Genomic DNA, 14,808 nt, shown 5'->3' with positions numbered 1-14,808 from the left:
TCTTTTACCGACCCGACGGAGGGATTGCAGCTTATTGTTCCTTGAAATAAGTCTCCAATACCTCTGTCAGTTCCTTTATTTTAGCGGTATAGGGTTCAGTATCATTACGGTCCTTCAACTGAAGGTTTTCTAAAGCGAACTGATAGGCCACCATGGCTATAATTCTCTCTAGAGACACATTCTGATAATGCTCCCGATACGCATTGAGCCTGATATCTACCTGCTTGGCGGCTTCTCTTACCATTTCCTCGTCCTCACGGTTGATTGTGAGAGGGTAGGAGGCTCCTGCCATCTGCAGGTTTATCTTTATCTTATCGTTCATACATCCTCTTCTCTTTATTCATTCAACAAAGCGATGCATTTATCGACTTCACGCACTAATTTGGACAATCGCAGTTTCGTCTCTTTCACGTCACTGCCGTTAAGGCTGATTGTCGTAGCTGTTTTTAGGTTCGTGTAGTTAAGTTCCAGTTCCCGGTATTCAGCTTGTACCTTCCCGTATTCCTCCTCTTTGGCTTCAAGAAGTTGCTTTAGCTCAGCATTTTCGCGTTTTAATTCATCGTGCAGATAGATTAAATGCCGCAGTCTGGCTTCAAAGGTACTTAATAGCTTCTTTTCTTCGTCTGTCATCACTACACCAAAATTGTACACAAAAATACGATTTACTTGGAGATTACAAAAACTTTTCGGAGAAAATGTGTTGTAGAAGTGCCGAAATAACCGAAATGGCCTATGAAAGCTTGGTTTCGGGGGATTGAAAAGGGGCGGACTGTTTATCAAAAGATAGGATATGTGGATAGGTGTGGGACTATTGGTTTTCTGCAAGGATTCTCTTCCTTTCTTTTCAAACGCTTAGTATTTCTGTTGCTAACTATTAATCGTCCGACAGTTGTTGAATTATCGTCCAACAACTGTCGGACGATAATTAGACATATGTCGGACGATAATAAAACGGTTATCGGACGATTAACAGTTAGTAAGGCAGGAATTACTTTTTGCTGTTTTCGGAACTACTGCTTGGGAATGATTGGAATAACCTACAGTAAAGGAGGATGCAAAGAAATAAATAAAATAATTTATATAATAGTTTGGTTTATAAAATAAACTAATTATATTTGCAACATCTTAGATTGTCAATCGGGGAATATGTGCTGAAATGAATAAGAATTTAACTGATTAAAGATTATGGAAGATAAGATATTTGATATGGGGAAGCAGAAGCCGGTTGCTGGAGTGGTACGGGATAGTTGGCAGCATCAGCTTTGGTGGATATTTACTGTACTAACGGTGATGTGTTTGTATTGGCTTTCCAATATCGTGTTGTGGGTTCCCTGGAGTCATAGCCCCCGGTTGGGTATGTTGCTGATGCTTACTGTAAACCCTCTTTTCTGGGGGATAGGCATTTATGCTTGCTTGTCTTGTGGGAGTAATGCCGGGAATCTGATGAAGAAGGCGTTGTTTGTATCATTGGTTGCTGTGGGAATATCTTTACTTTCGGATTTTCTGTTTTTTGCAGTATGCATGGAGTCAAAGGATGTATGGCATATCACTACTTTTTATGGTTATGCCTGGTTGGTGATACTGGCTTTGGGTGAGGCTTTCTTTTTGCGTAAAAGCTTGTTGGCCAGATGTTATGTGGTGACGGTGAGAGTACTGCTGGTTTTAGTGGGCATTCTACTGTGTTTATGGATTCTTCAGTATACTCTTGTTTAATTCTGAAAGGAGGGAATATGGAAACCTGGTTTGTGTATATGCTTACGGCCAATTGGCTACTGATGCTTTTCTTGATATTGAATGTATTTGATGTTGAATAATAAATCTATTGGTTATGAATGACAGAGTGTTGAATGAGAAGGAGAGTTTGGAACTCATTGCTCAAATGATACAGAATACGAAGTCCCGGATGACTCGGAATTCCGGAGCTCCTTTTCTGATATGGGGATATACGACCATAATAGTGTCGTTATTGGTTTGGTTTCTGTTGAAGGAAACGGGAAATTATCATTGGCAATGGCTGTGGTTTTTGTTGCCGGCTATTTCCCTGCCTTCTACTTTATGGATTGAGCACAAACAGCCGAAGATGATTAAGACTTATATTGACCGTATTGTAGGATATGTATGGGCGGTATTCGGATTAGGGGGCTTTTTTGTTTCCTGGGTTTCCATCTTCTTCTGGAATATGTCTGTCCTTTTTGTCATATTACTGATGATGGGAATGGGGACGGCACTGACGGGACTGATTATAAAGATGAAGGTAGTGACAGTGTGCGGAGTGGTGGGAGCTTTGGCCTCTGTGGGGTGTATCTATGTACACGGTTTCGACCAAATACTGGTTTTTGCATCGGCTTTTGTTTTTATGATGGTGATACCGGGACATTACTTAAACGGAATGGCAAAGCAGGATAAATAAATATTTATTGATTATGGAAGACAAGAAACTGAACGAGAAAGAGAGTTTGGAACTCATCACTCAGATGATACAGAATACGCGTCGGAATTTGGACACAGGTAGCGGAAACATGTTTTTAGTGTGGGGATATGTGAGTGTATTGGTGACATTGACGGTGTTGGCGGGTGTGTACTTTACAAAGAATCCTCTCTGGATGTGGGGATTTTGGGGAATTCCCGTTATCGGGTATTTACTGACATTTCTTTTGATGCGTAAGCGTCAGAAGATGGTAAAATCTTACATTGACAAGATTTTAGTTCAGGTTTGGAGGATGTTTGGACTGATTTGTATGATATTTGTATTGATGGCTACGGATCTTGAACGGTATGAGGTTATTCTTCCTATGGGGGCTATTGTCATGTCGATGGGAAGTATCATTACGGGTTGCATCATTCGTTATACTACATTTTTTATCTTTCCGGCTATGGGGCTTATGTGGGGTATGAAGAGTTTCTTTGATGCACTGAATTCCGGAACGTCATACGTGTCTTTGGTTTGGTTTACCGGTGTGGTGGTCTTTGCCATGATTGTTCCGGGGCATATTTTGAACTATAAAGCCCGGAAAGAAGTTCACAACAGAAAGTGAGGTATAAGATGAAGACAATAAATAATGTTTTGGACAGATTTCTGCTCTCCTGGAAATTTATGGTATGGATGATTGTTTTGCTATTCATTTTATTTCCGGTTGCAATAAAAGAAGTTCAATGGGAATCTGTTGGAAATATGGTATTCTATACGTTGGGACATGCTTTTATTGGGGCTTCCTTTGTTGGGAATATCTCTCTATGCATTGTTGAAAAATAAATGGAAGAATAAAATTTGATATGTTTAAAGAACTGAACCCTTTGCTCCACAGTGAACTGCGGCTTGCGGTGATGTCGTTGCTCATCAGTGTTGAGGAAGCGGATTTTGTCTATATCCGCCAACAAACGAAAGCTACGGCAGGAAACCTCAGTGTGCAGTTGGATAAGCTCAGCAAGGCGGGTTATGTGGAGATAACAAAAACTTTTAAAGGAAAAATGCCTTGTACACTTTGTAGGATTACTCCGCAGGGAGTGGATGCCTTTGAAGAATATATAGAGGCGTTGAAATCTTATCTGGTGGGAAAATTATGATTTTCCTGAGAATTTGATGGGATTGATGGAAAATGGCAGTGTCTGATTAAAAACAATGAGAAATTATGAAAAGGAGTATTGTTTTATTTGTCCTCTTGTCTGCATTTGTAGTAGGCGTATGTATGGTCAATGCGGCTTGTGGAGCCTTATTGTCAAGAACTGAATCTGATGATGTACTGGACGGCATTCAGAAAAAAATTGAACTGGCTATGAACAATTGCTTTGTTCAAAATACTGCAGCTCCGCTCGATAGTCTGTTTACAAAGCTGAACAAACTTGAAGATGGGAATGGTATGGTTCCGTATTGGAAGGCTTATATTACCTACTATAAAAGTGTTTTCTATTTGAAACTTGGAAAGAAGGAAGATAGTGGGAAAGTGATAAAGGAAGCCTCCGCTATTTTGAATGATATAGGGAACAAAACTTCTGAAACCTATGCCTTATTAGCGCTTGTGCAGAGTTTTTCCATTCAGTTTGCTTCGGGTATGGAGGCAGGAAGAATATCTGCTGGCATTCGGGAAAATGCTGGGAAGGCTTTGGAACTGGACTCTACCAATGTAAGAGGTTGGTATGTATTGGGCAGTAACGATTATTACACTCCGGCTAGTTTCGGTGGCGGGAAGAAGGTGGAATATTATTTGAAGAAAGCTACTTCATCTCCTGACAAGAATACAGATGATTCCAGCCTGCCTACCTGGGGAAGAGAATACGCCTATGCTCTCTTGATTCAATACTATATGCAGAACGATAGGACGGATGAGGCCAAAAATTGCTTGCTGATGGCAGAGAAGGAGTATCCGGACAGTTATTTTATCGGCGAATATAAAAGGAAACTGGACGAATAATTTATCATTCTTCTGGAACCACTGTGCATTTAATTGCCTCAAAGGTAGGAATCTTCAAAAAAAGGTTTCTACCTTTGTCTTTTCTTCAAGGAGTAATTTTTTGAATAGGTAGGAACTACAAACAATGAATTGATATGAGAATCTTGGTTACTTATGCCGTACAAGGCGAATTTACTGAATTGAAATTTCCCGGACTGATAGGGGAGGAAGAGGTGCAGGTTGGCTATCTCCGTACCGGTGTGGGAAAGGTGAAATCGGCTTTTTATCTTTCTGAAGCGATAAGCCATGCGCAACCGGACTTGGTGGTCAATGTGGGTACGGCAGGGACTATCCGTCACCAGGTAGGAGATATTTTCGTATGCCGTCATTTTGTGGACCGTGATATGCAGAAGCTGGTGGAGCTTGGTATGGAGTATGAGATTGATTCAATGGATTTGTTGTCCCAAAAAGGATATTGTTTACACTGGCCGGCAGGCGGTGTATGCAATACGGGGGATACTTTCTTGACAGAACTCTCGGATGTGTCCGGTGATGTTGTGGATATGGAAGCCTATGCCCAGGCTTTGGTATGCCGTGCCAAGAATGTTCCTTTCATTTCGGTGAAGTACGTGACGGATATTATCGGGCAGAACTCCGTGAAACATTGGGAAGACAAGCTTGCCGATGCTCGGAAGGGGTTGGGAGAATTCTTCGAAAAATTGGGAGGAGTTTGATTAATGTGCTAATATGCCAATGTGCTAATTGGCTGCGCTATGTGTATATTAGACTCTCACACCGCAGGTCATTGGCACATTAGCACATTAACCACATTAGCACATTCATTTATCTCAACGTCTTGAATGACAGTATATGCCAAGTCACCCCCACAGCGACAAGGAACAATACTATCTTTATTTCTGTTAGTGGAATCAGGAAGAAGATGCAGTAAACCATTGTTCCCCACATCAGCAGTAGGGAGATGATTTTGGCACGTAGTGGGATGGCTTTGTTCTCGCGGAAGCTGCGGATGTAGGGACCGAGGCATTTGTGGTTCAGCAACCATTGGTACAGTCTGGGTGAGCCTCTGAAGTAGAGTGCTGCCGTGAGCAGCAGGAAAGGCGTGGTGGGCAGCAACGGCAGGAAGATGCCGATGATGCCGAGTGCCAAAGAAACTGTTCCCAAAATGATGCAGACGGTTTTCATGCGGCAAATGTAGGAAAAATAATAATATAGATAATATGTATGCGAATAAAGTAAAGAAGGTTGTTGCCGTCCACGACTTGTCGGGAGTCGGACGGGTGTCTCTGACGGTGGTCATTCCCATCCTTTCGTCTATGGGTTTCCAGGTGTGTCCGTTGCCTACAGCCGTATTGTCGAGCCATACCCAGTATCCGGAGTTCTCTTTTCTGGACTTGACGGATGAAATGCCGAAGATTATTTCCGAGTGGAAGAAGCTGGAAGTACAGTTTGATGCCTTTTATACCGGCTATCTGGGTTCTCCGCGGCAGATACATATTGTTTCTGACTTTATTGATGACTTCCGCCGACCGGACGGTCTGGTTGTGGTAGACCCGGTGTTGGGCGATAACGGACGGCTTTATGCGAACTTCCACGAGTCCATGATTGATGAAATGAAACATCTCATCACCAAGGCCGATGTCGTTACCCCCAATCTGACGGAGCTGTTCTATCTGCTGGGTATTCCTTATAAGGAGATGAATACGGATGAGGAATTGAAGTCATACCTTCGCCAGCTTTCCGATTGTGGTCCCGAAGTGGTGATTATTACCAGTGTGCCCGTACGGGATGATAAGCATAAGACGTCCGTGTATGCCTATAACCGGAACGGTAACCGCTACTGGAAGGTTACGTGTCCTTACCTGCCGGCCCATTATCCCGGAACGGGGGATACGTTTACCAGTGTCATCACCGGGGCACTGTTGCAAGGCGACAGTTTGCCCATTGCCCTGGACCGTGCCACGCAGTTCATTCTGCAAGGTATCCGTGCTACTTTCGGATACGAGTACGACAACCGTGAAGGTATACAGCTTGAAAAGGTGTTGCATAATCTCGACATGCCGATTCAAATCTGCAGCTATGAATTAATTTAAACCAATCCCATCTATATGAAAAAGAAAATATTCCTGGCAGTGTTTCTCTGTTGCGGCATGTTTGCAGCAATGGCGCAGACTGCTGCCGACTCTCTTGCCATCGTTTCTGCCGATTGGCAGACTGAGCCCCTGCAGAAAGGGATGCTTTATAAAAAGGCAGTATTCAGTTCTTTGTATGGAGTTCCTCAGGAAGTGTCTATTTTTGAAATATCCCCGAAGCGCTACCGTTTCGATGTGCTCGTCCACAATCCCAAGGAGGAGACCAGTATAGCCGCCCGGCATGCAGGTGCGGTGGCGGCCATCAATGGCTCCTATTTTGATATGAAAGCCGGAAATTCCGTCTGCTATCTGCGTAAGGACGGGGTGGTGATAGATACTACCTCTACCGGGGTTCTGGCAACAGTGTCCAATGGAGCTGTACTCATAAAGAAAGGCAGGCTGGAACTGATTCCCTGGAGCAAGCAGGATGAAAAGGCATGTACTTTGAAAAAAGGCACTGTGCTGGCTTCCGGTCCTTTGATGCTGAAGGACGGGCAAGTGTGCGACTTGTCCGGGACTAATCGGAATTTTGTAGATACCAAGCATCCTCGCAGTGCTGTGGCGCTGACAAGAGAAGGAAAAATCCTGCTTATTGTTGTTGACGGACGTCGGAAGGGAAAAGCGGAAGGTATCAATATACCCGAGCTTGCCCATATGATTCGTATATTGGGCGGGGAGGATGCGTTGAATCTGGACGGTGGCGGTTCTTCTACGCTGTGGAGTGGGGCGTTGCCGGATAAGGGAATAGCCAATACCCCGAGTGGCAGTGCAGAGCGTAAGGTTGCCAATTCTCTTTGTGTGTACGAATAAGATAGGGAAGTAAATGGATAAATCTTAAGTTTTTTGTAATTTTGCCGTCGCATCGAGGTGACATTAGATGCGGCAACTTATTATATTAATTAGCGTATTAACAATATGTACACAGTCATCAAACGCATGGAAGTGTCGGCTGCCCATAGCCTGAAACTTTCTTATCGCAGTAAGTGTGAGAATCTGCACGGTCACAACTGGATTATCACTGTCTATTGCCGTTCCAAAGAGCTGAATGCGGACGGAATGGTGGTAGACTTCAGTCACATCAAGCAGGTGGTAAAGGAACAGCTGGATCATCATAATCTTAATGAAGTGCTGTCCTTCAATCCCACAGCCGAGAACATAGCCCGTTGGATATGCGACCAGATACCCACTTGCTTCAAGGTAGAGGTGCAGGAGTCGGAATCAAACATTGCCGTCTATGAGGAAGATTAATGAGATATTCTACAGTTTGCAGGGAGAAGGATACCATACGGGTACCCCGGCTGTCTTTATCCGTTTTTCCGGTTGCAACCTGAAGTGCCCCTTCTGTGATACGCAGCATGAGGACGGCATACTGATGTCCGATGAAGATATCGTAACAGAAGTCAGTAAATACCCTGCCGCTACCGTGATACTGACCGGTGGAGAACCCTCCCTTTGGATTGACCGTGAATTTGTGGATTGTCTGCACCAGGCGGGAAAGTATGTCTGCATTGAAACAAACGGTACCCGTCTGCTGCCGGATAATATAGATTGGGTGACCTGCTCTCCCAAGCAGGGGGTAAAGCTGGAAATTACGCGTATGAATGAAGTGAAGGTGGTGTATGAAGGGCAGGATATTACTGTTTATGAGCAGTTGCCCGCCGGGCATTTCTTTCTTCAGCCTTGCTCTTGCAGCAATACGGCCGAAACGGTGGATTGCGTGATGAAGCATCCTAAGTGGAGACTTAGTTTGCAGACACATAAGCTGATAGATATCCGGTAGGCATTTATAAAACGAATAATGGCTGTAAGCAATGCTTACAGCCATTATTCGTTCATGCACGGGAGGAGAGGCTCGAACTCCCGACACCCGGTTTTGGAGACCGGTGCTCTACCAACTGAGCTACTCCCGTGTTTGCGGCTGCAAAGGTAATGCAAACTTTCAAATATGCAAGTAACAGACGTACTTATTTTATAAAGAAAGTTGCTTACAACATCTGTAAGTCCTGATACATAATGCGATACGCTGCTGCTTTTTTTTCCAGTGCCAGCGGGTAGGCTCTTGAGGAAGAAGGCATCCGGTAGAGGCGCATCGGATGGTTTTCGAAAAGAAACTCCGTGAAGTCGCCTACTTTGGGCTTGTCGATGGAAAACTGCGTGCACAGCGTGTCCGTTGCCTTCTCGCCGGTGGTGACGATAGCCTTGCATTGCGGTATCCGGTGCAGTAGGGCAGGAATGTCCGTAGGCTGCACTACTTCCAGAAACTTGTCCGAGGCATTGTCCTGCAGGCGCCGTATGGCAGAGGCTGTGTCGAACAAGGCAATACCCTTTTCCTGCAGGAAACTGATGAGGCGTTCTTTGCAGAAAGCCTTCTTCGTCTTGTCTACAAAATAATCCTTGTCATTGAAGAAAAGGAACCCGGTAATCCTCCACATGTCATTGTTCCAGTTGGGGTAGTAAAACTCCATGGACCACCGCTTTTTCTGCGGAGGAAAGCTTCCCAGCATCAGCAGACGGGCGTTGCCGGGAAGGAAGGGTTCTAAAGGGTGTTGTTCTATTTCCATACTTTCCAATTTCATTGTTCTGCCTGCAAAAGTACGGAATATATCTTGGATATGCTATCCTGCAATGTCCTGATTGCTCATTCTGTCGGTGATTTGGAAGGGGAAATCAGGATATTCGTAGAGGCTGAACCGGGATTCTGTCTTGCCTTCCGTATAGTTCCAGATGGTGTCATATTCTTCGGCGTCTTCTCCCATGGCCTGCAGTTGGCGGAGGTAGGAGGCTATGGACTTGTTCTCTACGATATATATTTGTCCCAGCCGGTCTATTATAGGGCTGTGGCGCCGGGTGCTGTCATGGTCGAAACGCAGGATGCGCTTGCCTTCGGAAGTGATGCCTACCATGTTGAAGGTCATGCTCTTGCCGATGGCGGGCAGGTTGAGCACATTGCGGTCGGTGGCGAGGAAAGGCAGGTGGTGCGTTTTCAGGAAACGCCGGATGCAGGCTGCCGGGTCATGGACGGTTCCAAGCAGTACGGACAGATTATGGGCATCTTCCTTGGTCAGCTTTCCGAAGCGCTTTTCTTCCCATTGCTCTTGTACGGAACGGCTGTTGGGGGTAAACACGGCATTGTTTTCTTCAAAACCTTTCACGGAGAAGGTGTAGTAGCAAACCACTCCCAACTGATTGAGCACTTGGCGCAGGCGGGTGGTATGCCCCCGGCGGGATGCAGCTACGTTGTATACCAGTTGGTTGTCAATGAGCCAGCCTGCCGCCAGCAGTTTGCGTATTCCTTCGGCAGCTTCCGGAGTGACTTCGAGCGGGGTTTGGAAATGTGTCTGGATAATGAACTGGCGGATGCCGATGGTAGACGCCTTTTCCTTGAATTCCCTTAGAATCTCCACCAGCCCGTCATTGATGCGCATGGGCAGGTAGGCGGGGAGGCGTGAGCCGAGGCGTACACGTTGCAGTTCTGCATACTTTTCTCCCTCGGGCCGTTCCTGATTGGCTTTCCGCTTGCGGACTGCCATGCGGTAGACGGCGTCTAATATGTTGCCCAGCGTCTTGTTTTGGCTCATCAGTGCGTCACCGCCGGTGATGAGAATGTCCCGCAGTTGCGTGTCTTCCTCAAAATAGGCCATCAGCCGGCGCAGCTTCTTTTCCCATGTCTCCTTGGGACGCAGGGTGTCAAACTCAAAATTGAGCCGTTTGCTTTGAAAGTCGTACATACGCTGACAAGATGCGCAGAGTCCTCCGCAGGCGCGTCCCATGGTGTCGGGGATGAGGATGGCCACTTCCGGATAACGGCGGTGGATGTTATGCCCGTCGGGCAGCAGCCAGCCGGCGGCGTTGGGTTTACCTGGTTCTACGATATCCTCCCGTTCCCAGGCACGTATCTGTCCGTAGGTTTCCACCAGTTGGGGTGAATAGAGTATATAGCTGCGCAGGGCCTCGTCGTCGTATCCGCCGCCGGTGCAGTTCAGCAGTGACAGATAATAGGGGGTGGCGAAGAAAGGCATTCCCTTCTTGCGGGCTTTTGAGAGCAGGTACATGGTTTCGGCAGAAAGGGAGTTGCCGAGAAGACGGTTTAGCTCCGTAGGGCTTTTGACGGCCATGGCAAGATGGAAACGGAAGTCATTCCACCATTCGCTGACGAGGTTGAACTTCTCCTCGTAGCTGAGTCCCTCTTCGAAATGGAAGCGGGAAGCCGGGTTCTTGCGGTGCTCAATCTTCTGCACCAGTGCATGCAGGATGCGTTCCTTGTTCTTTGCACGGATATGCTGCACGTCTTCATCCAGTCCGCTGGGCCAGCGTTCGGTCAGGGTTTTGATTTTCTGTGCGGAGGGCAGGGTGGGGGCTGGCTGGTGGAGGCGTTTGAACTGCTGGAACAAGTCGATGAACAAGTCCGTTTCCGTTTCCTCTTCCCATTGTCCCGTGAGGAAGGAATGCAGCATTGATAAAGTTGATATGGGCAGCTGTTCTCCGATGGAGAGCTCGTGTACTTCCTGCCCGTCAAATTCAATCAAGAGTCGAATTTGCTTACCGGCCTCGTTGTCCACTTCCGGATGTCCGGCAATGTACTCCGTCAGGTTGGCCTTGAAGGCTTCCGCATCGTCGCTTTGAACGGCGATGCTGACCAATTCAGGGAGTTCGTGCCGATAAAGTTGTTCCAGTTGTGATAGAGTGAGTGCAAGCATTTTCTTTTGTTTCATAAGCGGTTGTTTTTTTGAAGTTAATATTTATGATGGTTGACGCGGGGTGCGTCCTTGTGTTCCGTGAGGGGAAAATGATTTCATTTGCTAAAAATAACAAAAAAAGGCGGGAAATTTCTTTCCCGCCTTCTTGTTTCTAAAGTTCTTTAGAATTCTTTTTCTTTTATTTCTCTTCGTTGGCTTTCTGTTTCGGTTCCTTTTTGGCCAGCATCACTACGTTGTAAACGTACTCGGTCATCCATTGTTCCGAATATCCCAGACGCTCTTTGTACTGGCGTACTGCCGCTGCCGTCTTGTGTACATCGTCCTTTTTCCATACGGTTTTTGTACAGACGTCGTGTACGGTTTTTTCGGTCATGCTGCGCAGTGCTCCCTTGAAGATGGAAGGCATGCGGAATTTCCACTGCATCAGGTTTCCCATCAGCATCATCAAGTCATTGGAGAATCCTTGATACATAAAGAGATAACCTTGTACGTCGTTCTGCGTACGGCAGTGCTTCTTGACGGAAGTATCAATTTCCTTGAAGAAGTTTTCACTGATGCCGTAGTCCTGCATCAGCATCTTGCGCGAAGCGGCCTTTTCCGCTTGTCCCAGGCGGCCTCCCTGCGTGGGGATTTTGAACAGACGCTTGAAGTTGGCTACATCCGGCACAAAGCGGATATTGGTGATGCCCAGGTTGGCGGCTATTACAGACTGGAAGTAGACGCGTGTCAGTGACACGAAGTCTTCCACATTCTTCGAAGATACTTCTCCGGTATTCTTGTTGAATAGTTTGGCAAATAAACTCATATCAAATTACGAATTACTGATTACAAATTACAAGACCGCAGGTCATCCGGCGGTTCCGGCTGCAAAAGTACGAAATAAGTTGGTTATCACCAGCACTCTATGTCTTTTTCTACCTCTTTCAGGCGGTTCTTGGTGAAAACGGGGTCTTTAATACCGGCGCTTTTCTGTGCGCGGTAGTCTTCAAGCAGCCTGAAAGCGTATTTTCCGAGCAGGCTGATGGCGATAAGATTGCAGAGCGCCATGAGTCCCATAGTGACGTCGGCAAGGCTCCATGCCAGGTCGAGGGTGGCAACAGCACCGAACATGACCATGCCGCCCACCAGTATACGGTAGATGTTGAGCACCCATTTACGGTGGGTAAGGTAGCGCACATTGGCTTCTCCGTAATAATAATTTCCCAGAATGCTGCTGAATGCGAAGAAGAACAAGGCTACCGCAACGAAGATGGCTCCCGAAGGTCCTATCTCGTTGGTCAGTGCATGCTGGGTAAGCTGTACGCCGTTTGTGGAACCATCCAGTGGAGCACCGCTGAACAGAATGATGAAAGCGGTGCAGGTACATATAATCAGCGTATCGGTAAATACTCCCAGCGTCTGAATCAAGCCTTGCTTCACGGGGTGGCTGACGTGTGCGGTTGCCGCCACATTGGGGGCGGACCCCATACCGGCCTCGTTGCTGAACAGCCCGCGTTTGATGCCCTGCATCAGCGCCATGCCGACACCCCCTCCCAAAGCCTGCTCCCATCCGAAGGCGTGGCCGACAATGAGTGCCAGGACTCCCGGCAGCTCTTTGATGTTCAACAGAACGATGATAAGTGCCAGTGCAATGTATCCCAACGCCATGATGGGGACGATGATGCTGCTGACTTTGGCTATGCGCTGTACGCCTCCAAAGATGATTGTCAGCGTGAGTGCGGTGATGATGCCTCCCACAACGGCATGGTCGAACCCGAAAGCGCCTTCGAAAGCGGCACACAGTGTATTGCTCTGTACCGAGTTGAATGCAAATCCGAAGGTAATGGTGATAAGTACGGCAAACAGTGCCCCCATCCACGGCTGTTTCAGTCCCTTACGCATATAGTAGGCCGGGCCGCCGATAAAGGAGTCTTTGCCCTTTATCTTATACAATTGGGCCAGTGTAGATTCTACAAACGAGCTGGAAGCACCCAGGAGGGCAATCACCCACATCCAGAATACAGCGCCCGGACCGCCTACTGCAATGGCGGTGGCAACCCCTGCAAGATTGCCCGTACCTACACGGCTGGCAATGGAGATGGCAAATGCCTGGAACGATGAGATATGCTTTTCCTTGGCATCGCCTTTCCCGCCCGAGTCGCCCAGCAGACGTACCATTTCCTTTATCATCCGGAACTGTACAAAGCGGGTTCTCAGCGTAAACCATACGGCGCATCCCAACAGCAGGGCAACGAGGATGTAGGTCCAGAGCAGGTCGTTTATCAGATTTATTATTCCCATAATGTATATGTACAGTTATCTATTTGTAGTAAAAAAACTCACACAAAACAAGTGCTACCCTCTGTCGTTATCTAAGGTGGTCTCTGTCGTTACTTTAGGCTACCTCTGTCGTTATTCAAGGCTACCTCTGTCATTAACTGAAATAGACTCCTTGCAAGTCGGTGATAATCAACGTGGTATGAGCTCGTGTGCTGCGATTTGTACCATGGACAAATCTGGACAAACCTGACGGAATCTCCTTGCCTATTTCAGCTTGAAGTGAAATTTGTGTCCTTCAAACACCGGTTCCACTATGTCATAACGAACAAACTTTGCCAGCAGATGTTCGGCGGCGCGTCGGGAAAGATGCGCCAGGCGGCAGTAACGGTTCAGTGAAAGGCGGTCGTTTTCTTCCAGCAGATTGAGCAACAGTTGTTCCCGTTCGGTATATTCTATCAGTTCTCCTTTCGGACTTCCGCTTTGCTGCCAGACGCGCAGATGGACGGGAGTAGCCAGGATGTTTTCATCCTTGATGCGGAGATAGGCCAAGTATTTTCCTGTTTCGTCCTTGGCATATACCGGCTTCCGGTCACTTTCCTCGATTTGTACCACCAGCACACTGCGGCCTTCCACCAGATAGGTCTGCATGATGTAGTTCACTTCGGGGCTGCAATAAAGTCCGGCAGCCGCTTCTATCATATATTGTTCTTCGTCCGAACGGACACCGGCAATTTTCCCGTTATCTTTCACTCCGATGAGCAGTTTTCCACCGTCTGTATTGGCAAAGGCTGAAAGGGTTTTGGCTATCTTGCGGGCGTCGGATATTTCGAACTTGAAATCCTGCTGTTGGTGCTCTCCTTCGGCTATGAGAGCGTGTATATATTCGGTGTCAGTAAGCGTTTTCATGCTTGCAAAAGTAGATAAAAAATGCGTAAGAGCCCCTTTTTGCGGCGATTTTACCGAATATTTCAAAAAAAATATCGTTTTTCTGCATTTATTTCAAGAAAGAATGTATTTTTGCCAGACATTATTAACGAAGTAATTTAAAAAGGATTATGAAAGAATTAGTTGAAAAAGTAGCTGCATTGTATGCAGACTTCTCAAAAGATGCAAACGCTCAGTTGGAAAACGGTAACAAGGCAGCAGGAACTCGCGCTCGTAAGGCTTCTTTGGAAATCGAAAAAGCTATGAAGGAATTCCGCAAAGCATCTTTGGAAGCTTCTAAGAAGTAAGAAAAAAAGCATATTTGATGCTGCGAAAGACTGCCACTACTGGCGGTCTTTTTTGTTTTTGAAAAGTATTATTGCTACTTTT

20 protein-coding genes and 1 tRNA gene are annotated in these 14,808 nt (G+C 46.6%); 12 read left to right on the top strand and 9 right to left on the bottom strand.

From position 1 onward, the window contains the following. Positions 1 to 31 precede the first annotated feature (31 nt). Together DWZ03_RS14370 and DWZ03_RS14365 are read right to left on the bottom strand one after the other, a co-directional pair. Positions 32 to 322, bottom strand: coding sequence for a cell division protein ZapA (locus tag DWZ03_RS14370; protein ID WP_005826408.1), 291 nt, complete (start codon positions 320 to 322; stop codon positions 32 to 34). A gap of 14 nt (positions 323 to 336) precedes the next feature. Then, positions 337 to 630, bottom strand: coding sequence for a hypothetical protein (locus tag DWZ03_RS14365; RefSeq protein WP_008663836.1), 294 nt, complete (start codon positions 628 to 630; stop codon positions 337 to 339). A gap of 555 nt (positions 631 to 1,185) precedes the next feature. Here DWZ03_RS14365 and DWZ03_RS14355 point away from each other — a divergent pair. The 7 genes from DWZ03_RS14355 to DWZ03_RS14325 all read left to right on the top strand — a co-directional run bounded on the left by DWZ03_RS14355 (position 1,186) and on the right by DWZ03_RS14325 (position 5,122). Then, positions 1,186 to 1,713, top strand: coding sequence for a hypothetical protein (locus DWZ03_RS14355; RefSeq protein ID WP_034528592.1), 528 nt, complete (start codon positions 1,186 to 1,188; stop codon positions 1,711 to 1,713). Between the two features lie 115 nt (positions 1,714 to 1,828). Continuing rightward, positions 1,829 to 2,410, top strand: a complete 582-nt coding sequence (locus DWZ03_RS14350) for a hypothetical protein (RefSeq protein ID WP_005835823.1) — start codon at positions 1,829 to 1,831, stop codon at positions 2,408 to 2,410. Between the two features lie 13 nt (positions 2,411 to 2,423). Beyond that, the gene (locus DWZ03_RS14345) at positions 2,424 to 3,035 is read left to right on the top strand and encodes a hypothetical protein (RefSeq protein ID WP_034528593.1); all 612 of its coding nucleotides are present in this window, start codon (positions 2,424 to 2,426) and stop codon (positions 3,033 to 3,035) included. 8 nt (positions 3,036 to 3,043) lie between these two features. Then, positions 3,044 to 3,253: a hypothetical protein gene (locus tag DWZ03_RS14340; RefSeq protein WP_034523121.1), complete on the top strand. Its 210-nt coding sequence runs from the start codon at positions 3,044 to 3,046 to the stop codon at positions 3,251 to 3,253. A gap of 20 nt (positions 3,254 to 3,273) precedes the next feature. Then, complete coding sequence (locus tag DWZ03_RS14335) at positions 3,274 to 3,564, top strand: winged helix-turn-helix domain-containing protein (RefSeq protein WP_005835827.1); 291 nt, start codon at positions 3,274 to 3,276, stop codon at positions 3,562 to 3,564. A 65-nt stretch (positions 3,565 to 3,629) separates the two neighbouring features. After that, positions 3,630 to 4,409 (top strand): hypothetical protein, encoded by a 780-nt coding sequence (locus DWZ03_RS14330; protein WP_044468342.1) that lies wholly within the window; start codon positions 3,630 to 3,632, stop codon positions 4,407 to 4,409. 134 nt (positions 4,410 to 4,543) lie between these two features. Next, the gene (locus tag DWZ03_RS14325) at positions 4,544 to 5,122 is read left to right on the top strand and encodes an MTA/SAH nucleosidase (RefSeq protein WP_009036613.1); all 579 of its coding nucleotides are present in this window, start codon (positions 4,544 to 4,546) and stop codon (positions 5,120 to 5,122) included. Between the two features lie 109 nt (positions 5,123 to 5,231). On the opposite strand, the gene DWZ03_RS14320 is transcribed toward DWZ03_RS14325, so the two are convergent. Continuing rightward, entirely contained in the window at positions 5,232 to 5,591 is a 360-nt protein-coding gene (locus DWZ03_RS14320; RefSeq protein WP_055288563.1) for a YbaN family protein, read from the bottom strand. Positions 5,592 to 5,626: 35 nt separating this feature from the next. On the opposite strand from DWZ03_RS14320, the gene DWZ03_RS14315 reads away from it, so the two are divergent. From DWZ03_RS14315 to DWZ03_RS14300, 4 genes are all read left to right on the top strand, one after another. Continuing rightward, entirely contained in the window at positions 5,627 to 6,499 is an 873-nt protein-coding gene (locus tag DWZ03_RS14315) for a pyridoxamine kinase (protein ID WP_005826422.1), read from the top strand. A gap of 15 nt (positions 6,500 to 6,514) precedes the next feature. Beyond that, on the top strand, positions 6,515 to 7,348 hold the full coding sequence (locus tag DWZ03_RS14310) for a phosphodiester glycosidase family protein (protein WP_044468344.1): 834 nt from the start codon (positions 6,515 to 6,517) through the stop codon (positions 7,346 to 7,348). A 105-nt stretch (positions 7,349 to 7,453) separates the two neighbouring features. Further along, positions 7,454 to 7,786 carry a 6-carboxytetrahydropterin synthase QueD gene (gene queD, locus DWZ03_RS14305; RefSeq protein ID WP_005826426.1) on the top strand — a complete coding sequence of 111 codons (333 nt, stop codon included), beginning with the start codon at positions 7,454 to 7,456 and terminating at the stop codon, positions 7,784 to 7,786. Beyond that, positions 7,773 to 8,318: a 7-carboxy-7-deazaguanine synthase QueE gene (locus DWZ03_RS14300; protein ID WP_057089189.1), complete on the top strand. Its 546-nt coding sequence runs from the start codon at positions 7,773 to 7,775 to the stop codon at positions 8,316 to 8,318. Before queD ends, DWZ03_RS14300 begins: the two co-directional genes overlap by 14 nt. A gap of 57 nt (positions 8,319 to 8,375) precedes the next feature. On the opposite strand, the gene DWZ03_RS14295 is transcribed toward DWZ03_RS14300, so the two are convergent. The 6 genes from DWZ03_RS14295 to DWZ03_RS14270 all read right to left on the bottom strand — a co-directional run bounded on the left by DWZ03_RS14295 (position 8,376) and on the right by DWZ03_RS14270 (position 14,400). Next, positions 8,376 to 8,448, bottom strand: a tRNA-Trp gene (locus tag DWZ03_RS14295). Positions 8,449 to 8,523: 75 nt separating this feature from the next. Continuing rightward, the gene (locus tag DWZ03_RS14290; protein WP_009036618.1) at positions 8,524 to 9,099 is read right to left on the bottom strand and encodes a uracil-DNA glycosylase family protein; all 576 of its coding nucleotides are present in this window, start codon (positions 9,097 to 9,099) and stop codon (positions 8,524 to 8,526) included. Between the two features lie 54 nt (positions 9,100 to 9,153). Continuing rightward, positions 9,154 to 11,250: a KamA family radical SAM protein gene (locus DWZ03_RS14285; protein ID WP_120130305.1), complete on the bottom strand. Its 2,097-nt coding sequence runs from the start codon at positions 11,248 to 11,250 to the stop codon at positions 9,154 to 9,156. 163 nt (positions 11,251 to 11,413) lie between these two features. Beyond that, the gene (locus tag DWZ03_RS14280; protein WP_005826441.1) at positions 11,414 to 12,040 is read right to left on the bottom strand and encodes a hypothetical protein; all 627 of its coding nucleotides are present in this window, start codon (positions 12,038 to 12,040) and stop codon (positions 11,414 to 11,416) included. A gap of 86 nt (positions 12,041 to 12,126) precedes the next feature. Beyond that, a complete protein-coding gene (locus DWZ03_RS14275) occupies positions 12,127 to 13,515 on the bottom strand; it encodes an alanine/glycine:cation symporter family protein (RefSeq protein WP_087332723.1) in 1,389 nt (462 codons plus the stop codon). 243 nt (positions 13,516 to 13,758) lie between these two features. Further along, a complete protein-coding gene (locus DWZ03_RS14270) occupies positions 13,759 to 14,400 on the bottom strand; it encodes a helix-turn-helix domain-containing protein (RefSeq protein WP_057256371.1) in 642 nt (213 codons plus the stop codon). A 149-nt stretch (positions 14,401 to 14,549) separates the two neighbouring features. Here DWZ03_RS14270 and DWZ03_RS14265 point away from each other — a divergent pair, with 149 nt between their 5' ends. Then, entirely contained in the window at positions 14,550 to 14,726 is a 177-nt protein-coding gene (locus tag DWZ03_RS14265; RefSeq protein WP_005826447.1) for a histone H1, read from the top strand. The last annotated feature ends 82 nt before the right edge of the window (positions 14,727 to 14,808 follow it).

This window comes from Bacteroides sp. AF29-11 (assembly GCF_003602895.1).
Taxonomy (GTDB): Bacteria; Bacteroidota; Bacteroidia; order Bacteroidales; family Bacteroidaceae; genus Bacteroides; species Bacteroides uniformis.
This window is presented reverse-complemented; position numbering and strand designations above follow the sequence as displayed.

What these genes read in the sequence shown, in the direction of transcription:
- DWZ03_RS14300 (WP_057089189.1), top strand. Translation starts at nt 7,773, where the DNA reads ATGAGGAAGATTAATGAGATATTCTACAGTTTGCAGGGAGAAGGATAC.
- DWZ03_RS14340 (WP_034523121.1), top strand. Translation starts at nt 3,044, where the DNA reads ATGAAGACAATAAATAATGTTTTGGACAGATTTCTGCTCTCCTGGAAA.
- DWZ03_RS14265 (WP_005826447.1), top strand. Translation starts at nt 14,550, where the DNA reads ATGAAAGAATTAGTTGAAAAAGTAGCTGCATTGTATGCAGACTTCTCA.
- DWZ03_RS14350 (WP_005835823.1), top strand. Translation starts at nt 1,829, where the DNA reads ATGAATGACAGAGTGTTGAATGAGAAGGAGAGTTTGGAACTCATTGCT.
- DWZ03_RS14345 (WP_034528593.1), top strand. Translation starts at nt 2,424, where the DNA reads ATGGAAGACAAGAAACTGAACGAGAAAGAGAGTTTGGAACTCATCACT.
- DWZ03_RS14315 (WP_005826422.1), top strand. Translation starts at nt 5,627, where the DNA reads ATGTATGCGAATAAAGTAAAGAAGGTTGTTGCCGTCCACGACTTGTCG.
- DWZ03_RS14275 (WP_087332723.1), bottom strand. Translation starts at nt 13,515, where the DNA reads ATGGGAATAATAAATCTGATAAACGACCTGCTCTGGACCTACATCCTC.
- DWZ03_RS14285 (WP_120130305.1), bottom strand. Translation starts at nt 11,250, where the DNA reads ATGAAACAAAAGAAAATGCTTGCACTCACTCTATCACAACTGGAACAA.
- DWZ03_RS14335 (WP_005835827.1), top strand. Translation starts at nt 3,274, where the DNA reads ATGTTTAAAGAACTGAACCCTTTGCTCCACAGTGAACTGCGGCTTGCG.
- DWZ03_RS14325 (WP_009036613.1), top strand. Translation starts at nt 4,544, where the DNA reads ATGAGAATCTTGGTTACTTATGCCGTACAAGGCGAATTTACTGAATTG.
- DWZ03_RS14370 (WP_005826408.1), bottom strand. Translation starts at nt 322, where the DNA reads ATGAACGATAAGATAAAGATAAACCTGCAGATGGCAGGAGCCTCCTAC.
- queD (WP_005826426.1), top strand. Translation starts at nt 7,454, where the DNA reads ATGTACACAGTCATCAAACGCATGGAAGTGTCGGCTGCCCATAGCCTG.
- DWZ03_RS14365 (WP_008663836.1), bottom strand. Translation starts at nt 630, where the DNA reads ATGACAGACGAAGAAAAGAAGCTATTAAGTACCTTTGAAGCCAGACTG.
- DWZ03_RS14310 (WP_044468344.1), top strand. Translation starts at nt 6,515, where the DNA reads ATGAAAAAGAAAATATTCCTGGCAGTGTTTCTCTGTTGCGGCATGTTT.
- DWZ03_RS14320 (WP_055288563.1), bottom strand. Translation starts at nt 5,591, where the DNA reads ATGAAAACCGTCTGCATCATTTTGGGAACAGTTTCTTTGGCACTCGGC.
- DWZ03_RS14270 (WP_057256371.1), bottom strand. Translation starts at nt 14,400, where the DNA reads ATGAAAACGCTTACTGACACCGAATATATACACGCTCTCATAGCCGAA.
- DWZ03_RS14330 (WP_044468342.1), top strand. Translation starts at nt 3,630, where the DNA reads ATGAAAAGGAGTATTGTTTTATTTGTCCTCTTGTCTGCATTTGTAGTA.
- DWZ03_RS14355 (WP_034528592.1), top strand. Translation starts at nt 1,186, where the DNA reads ATGGAAGATAAGATATTTGATATGGGGAAGCAGAAGCCGGTTGCTGGA.
- DWZ03_RS14280 (WP_005826441.1), bottom strand. Translation starts at nt 12,040, where the DNA reads ATGAGTTTATTTGCCAAACTATTCAACAAGAATACCGGAGAAGTATCT.
- DWZ03_RS14290 (WP_009036618.1), bottom strand. Translation starts at nt 9,099, where the DNA reads ATGGAAATAGAACAACACCCTTTAGAACCCTTCCTTCCCGGCAACGCC.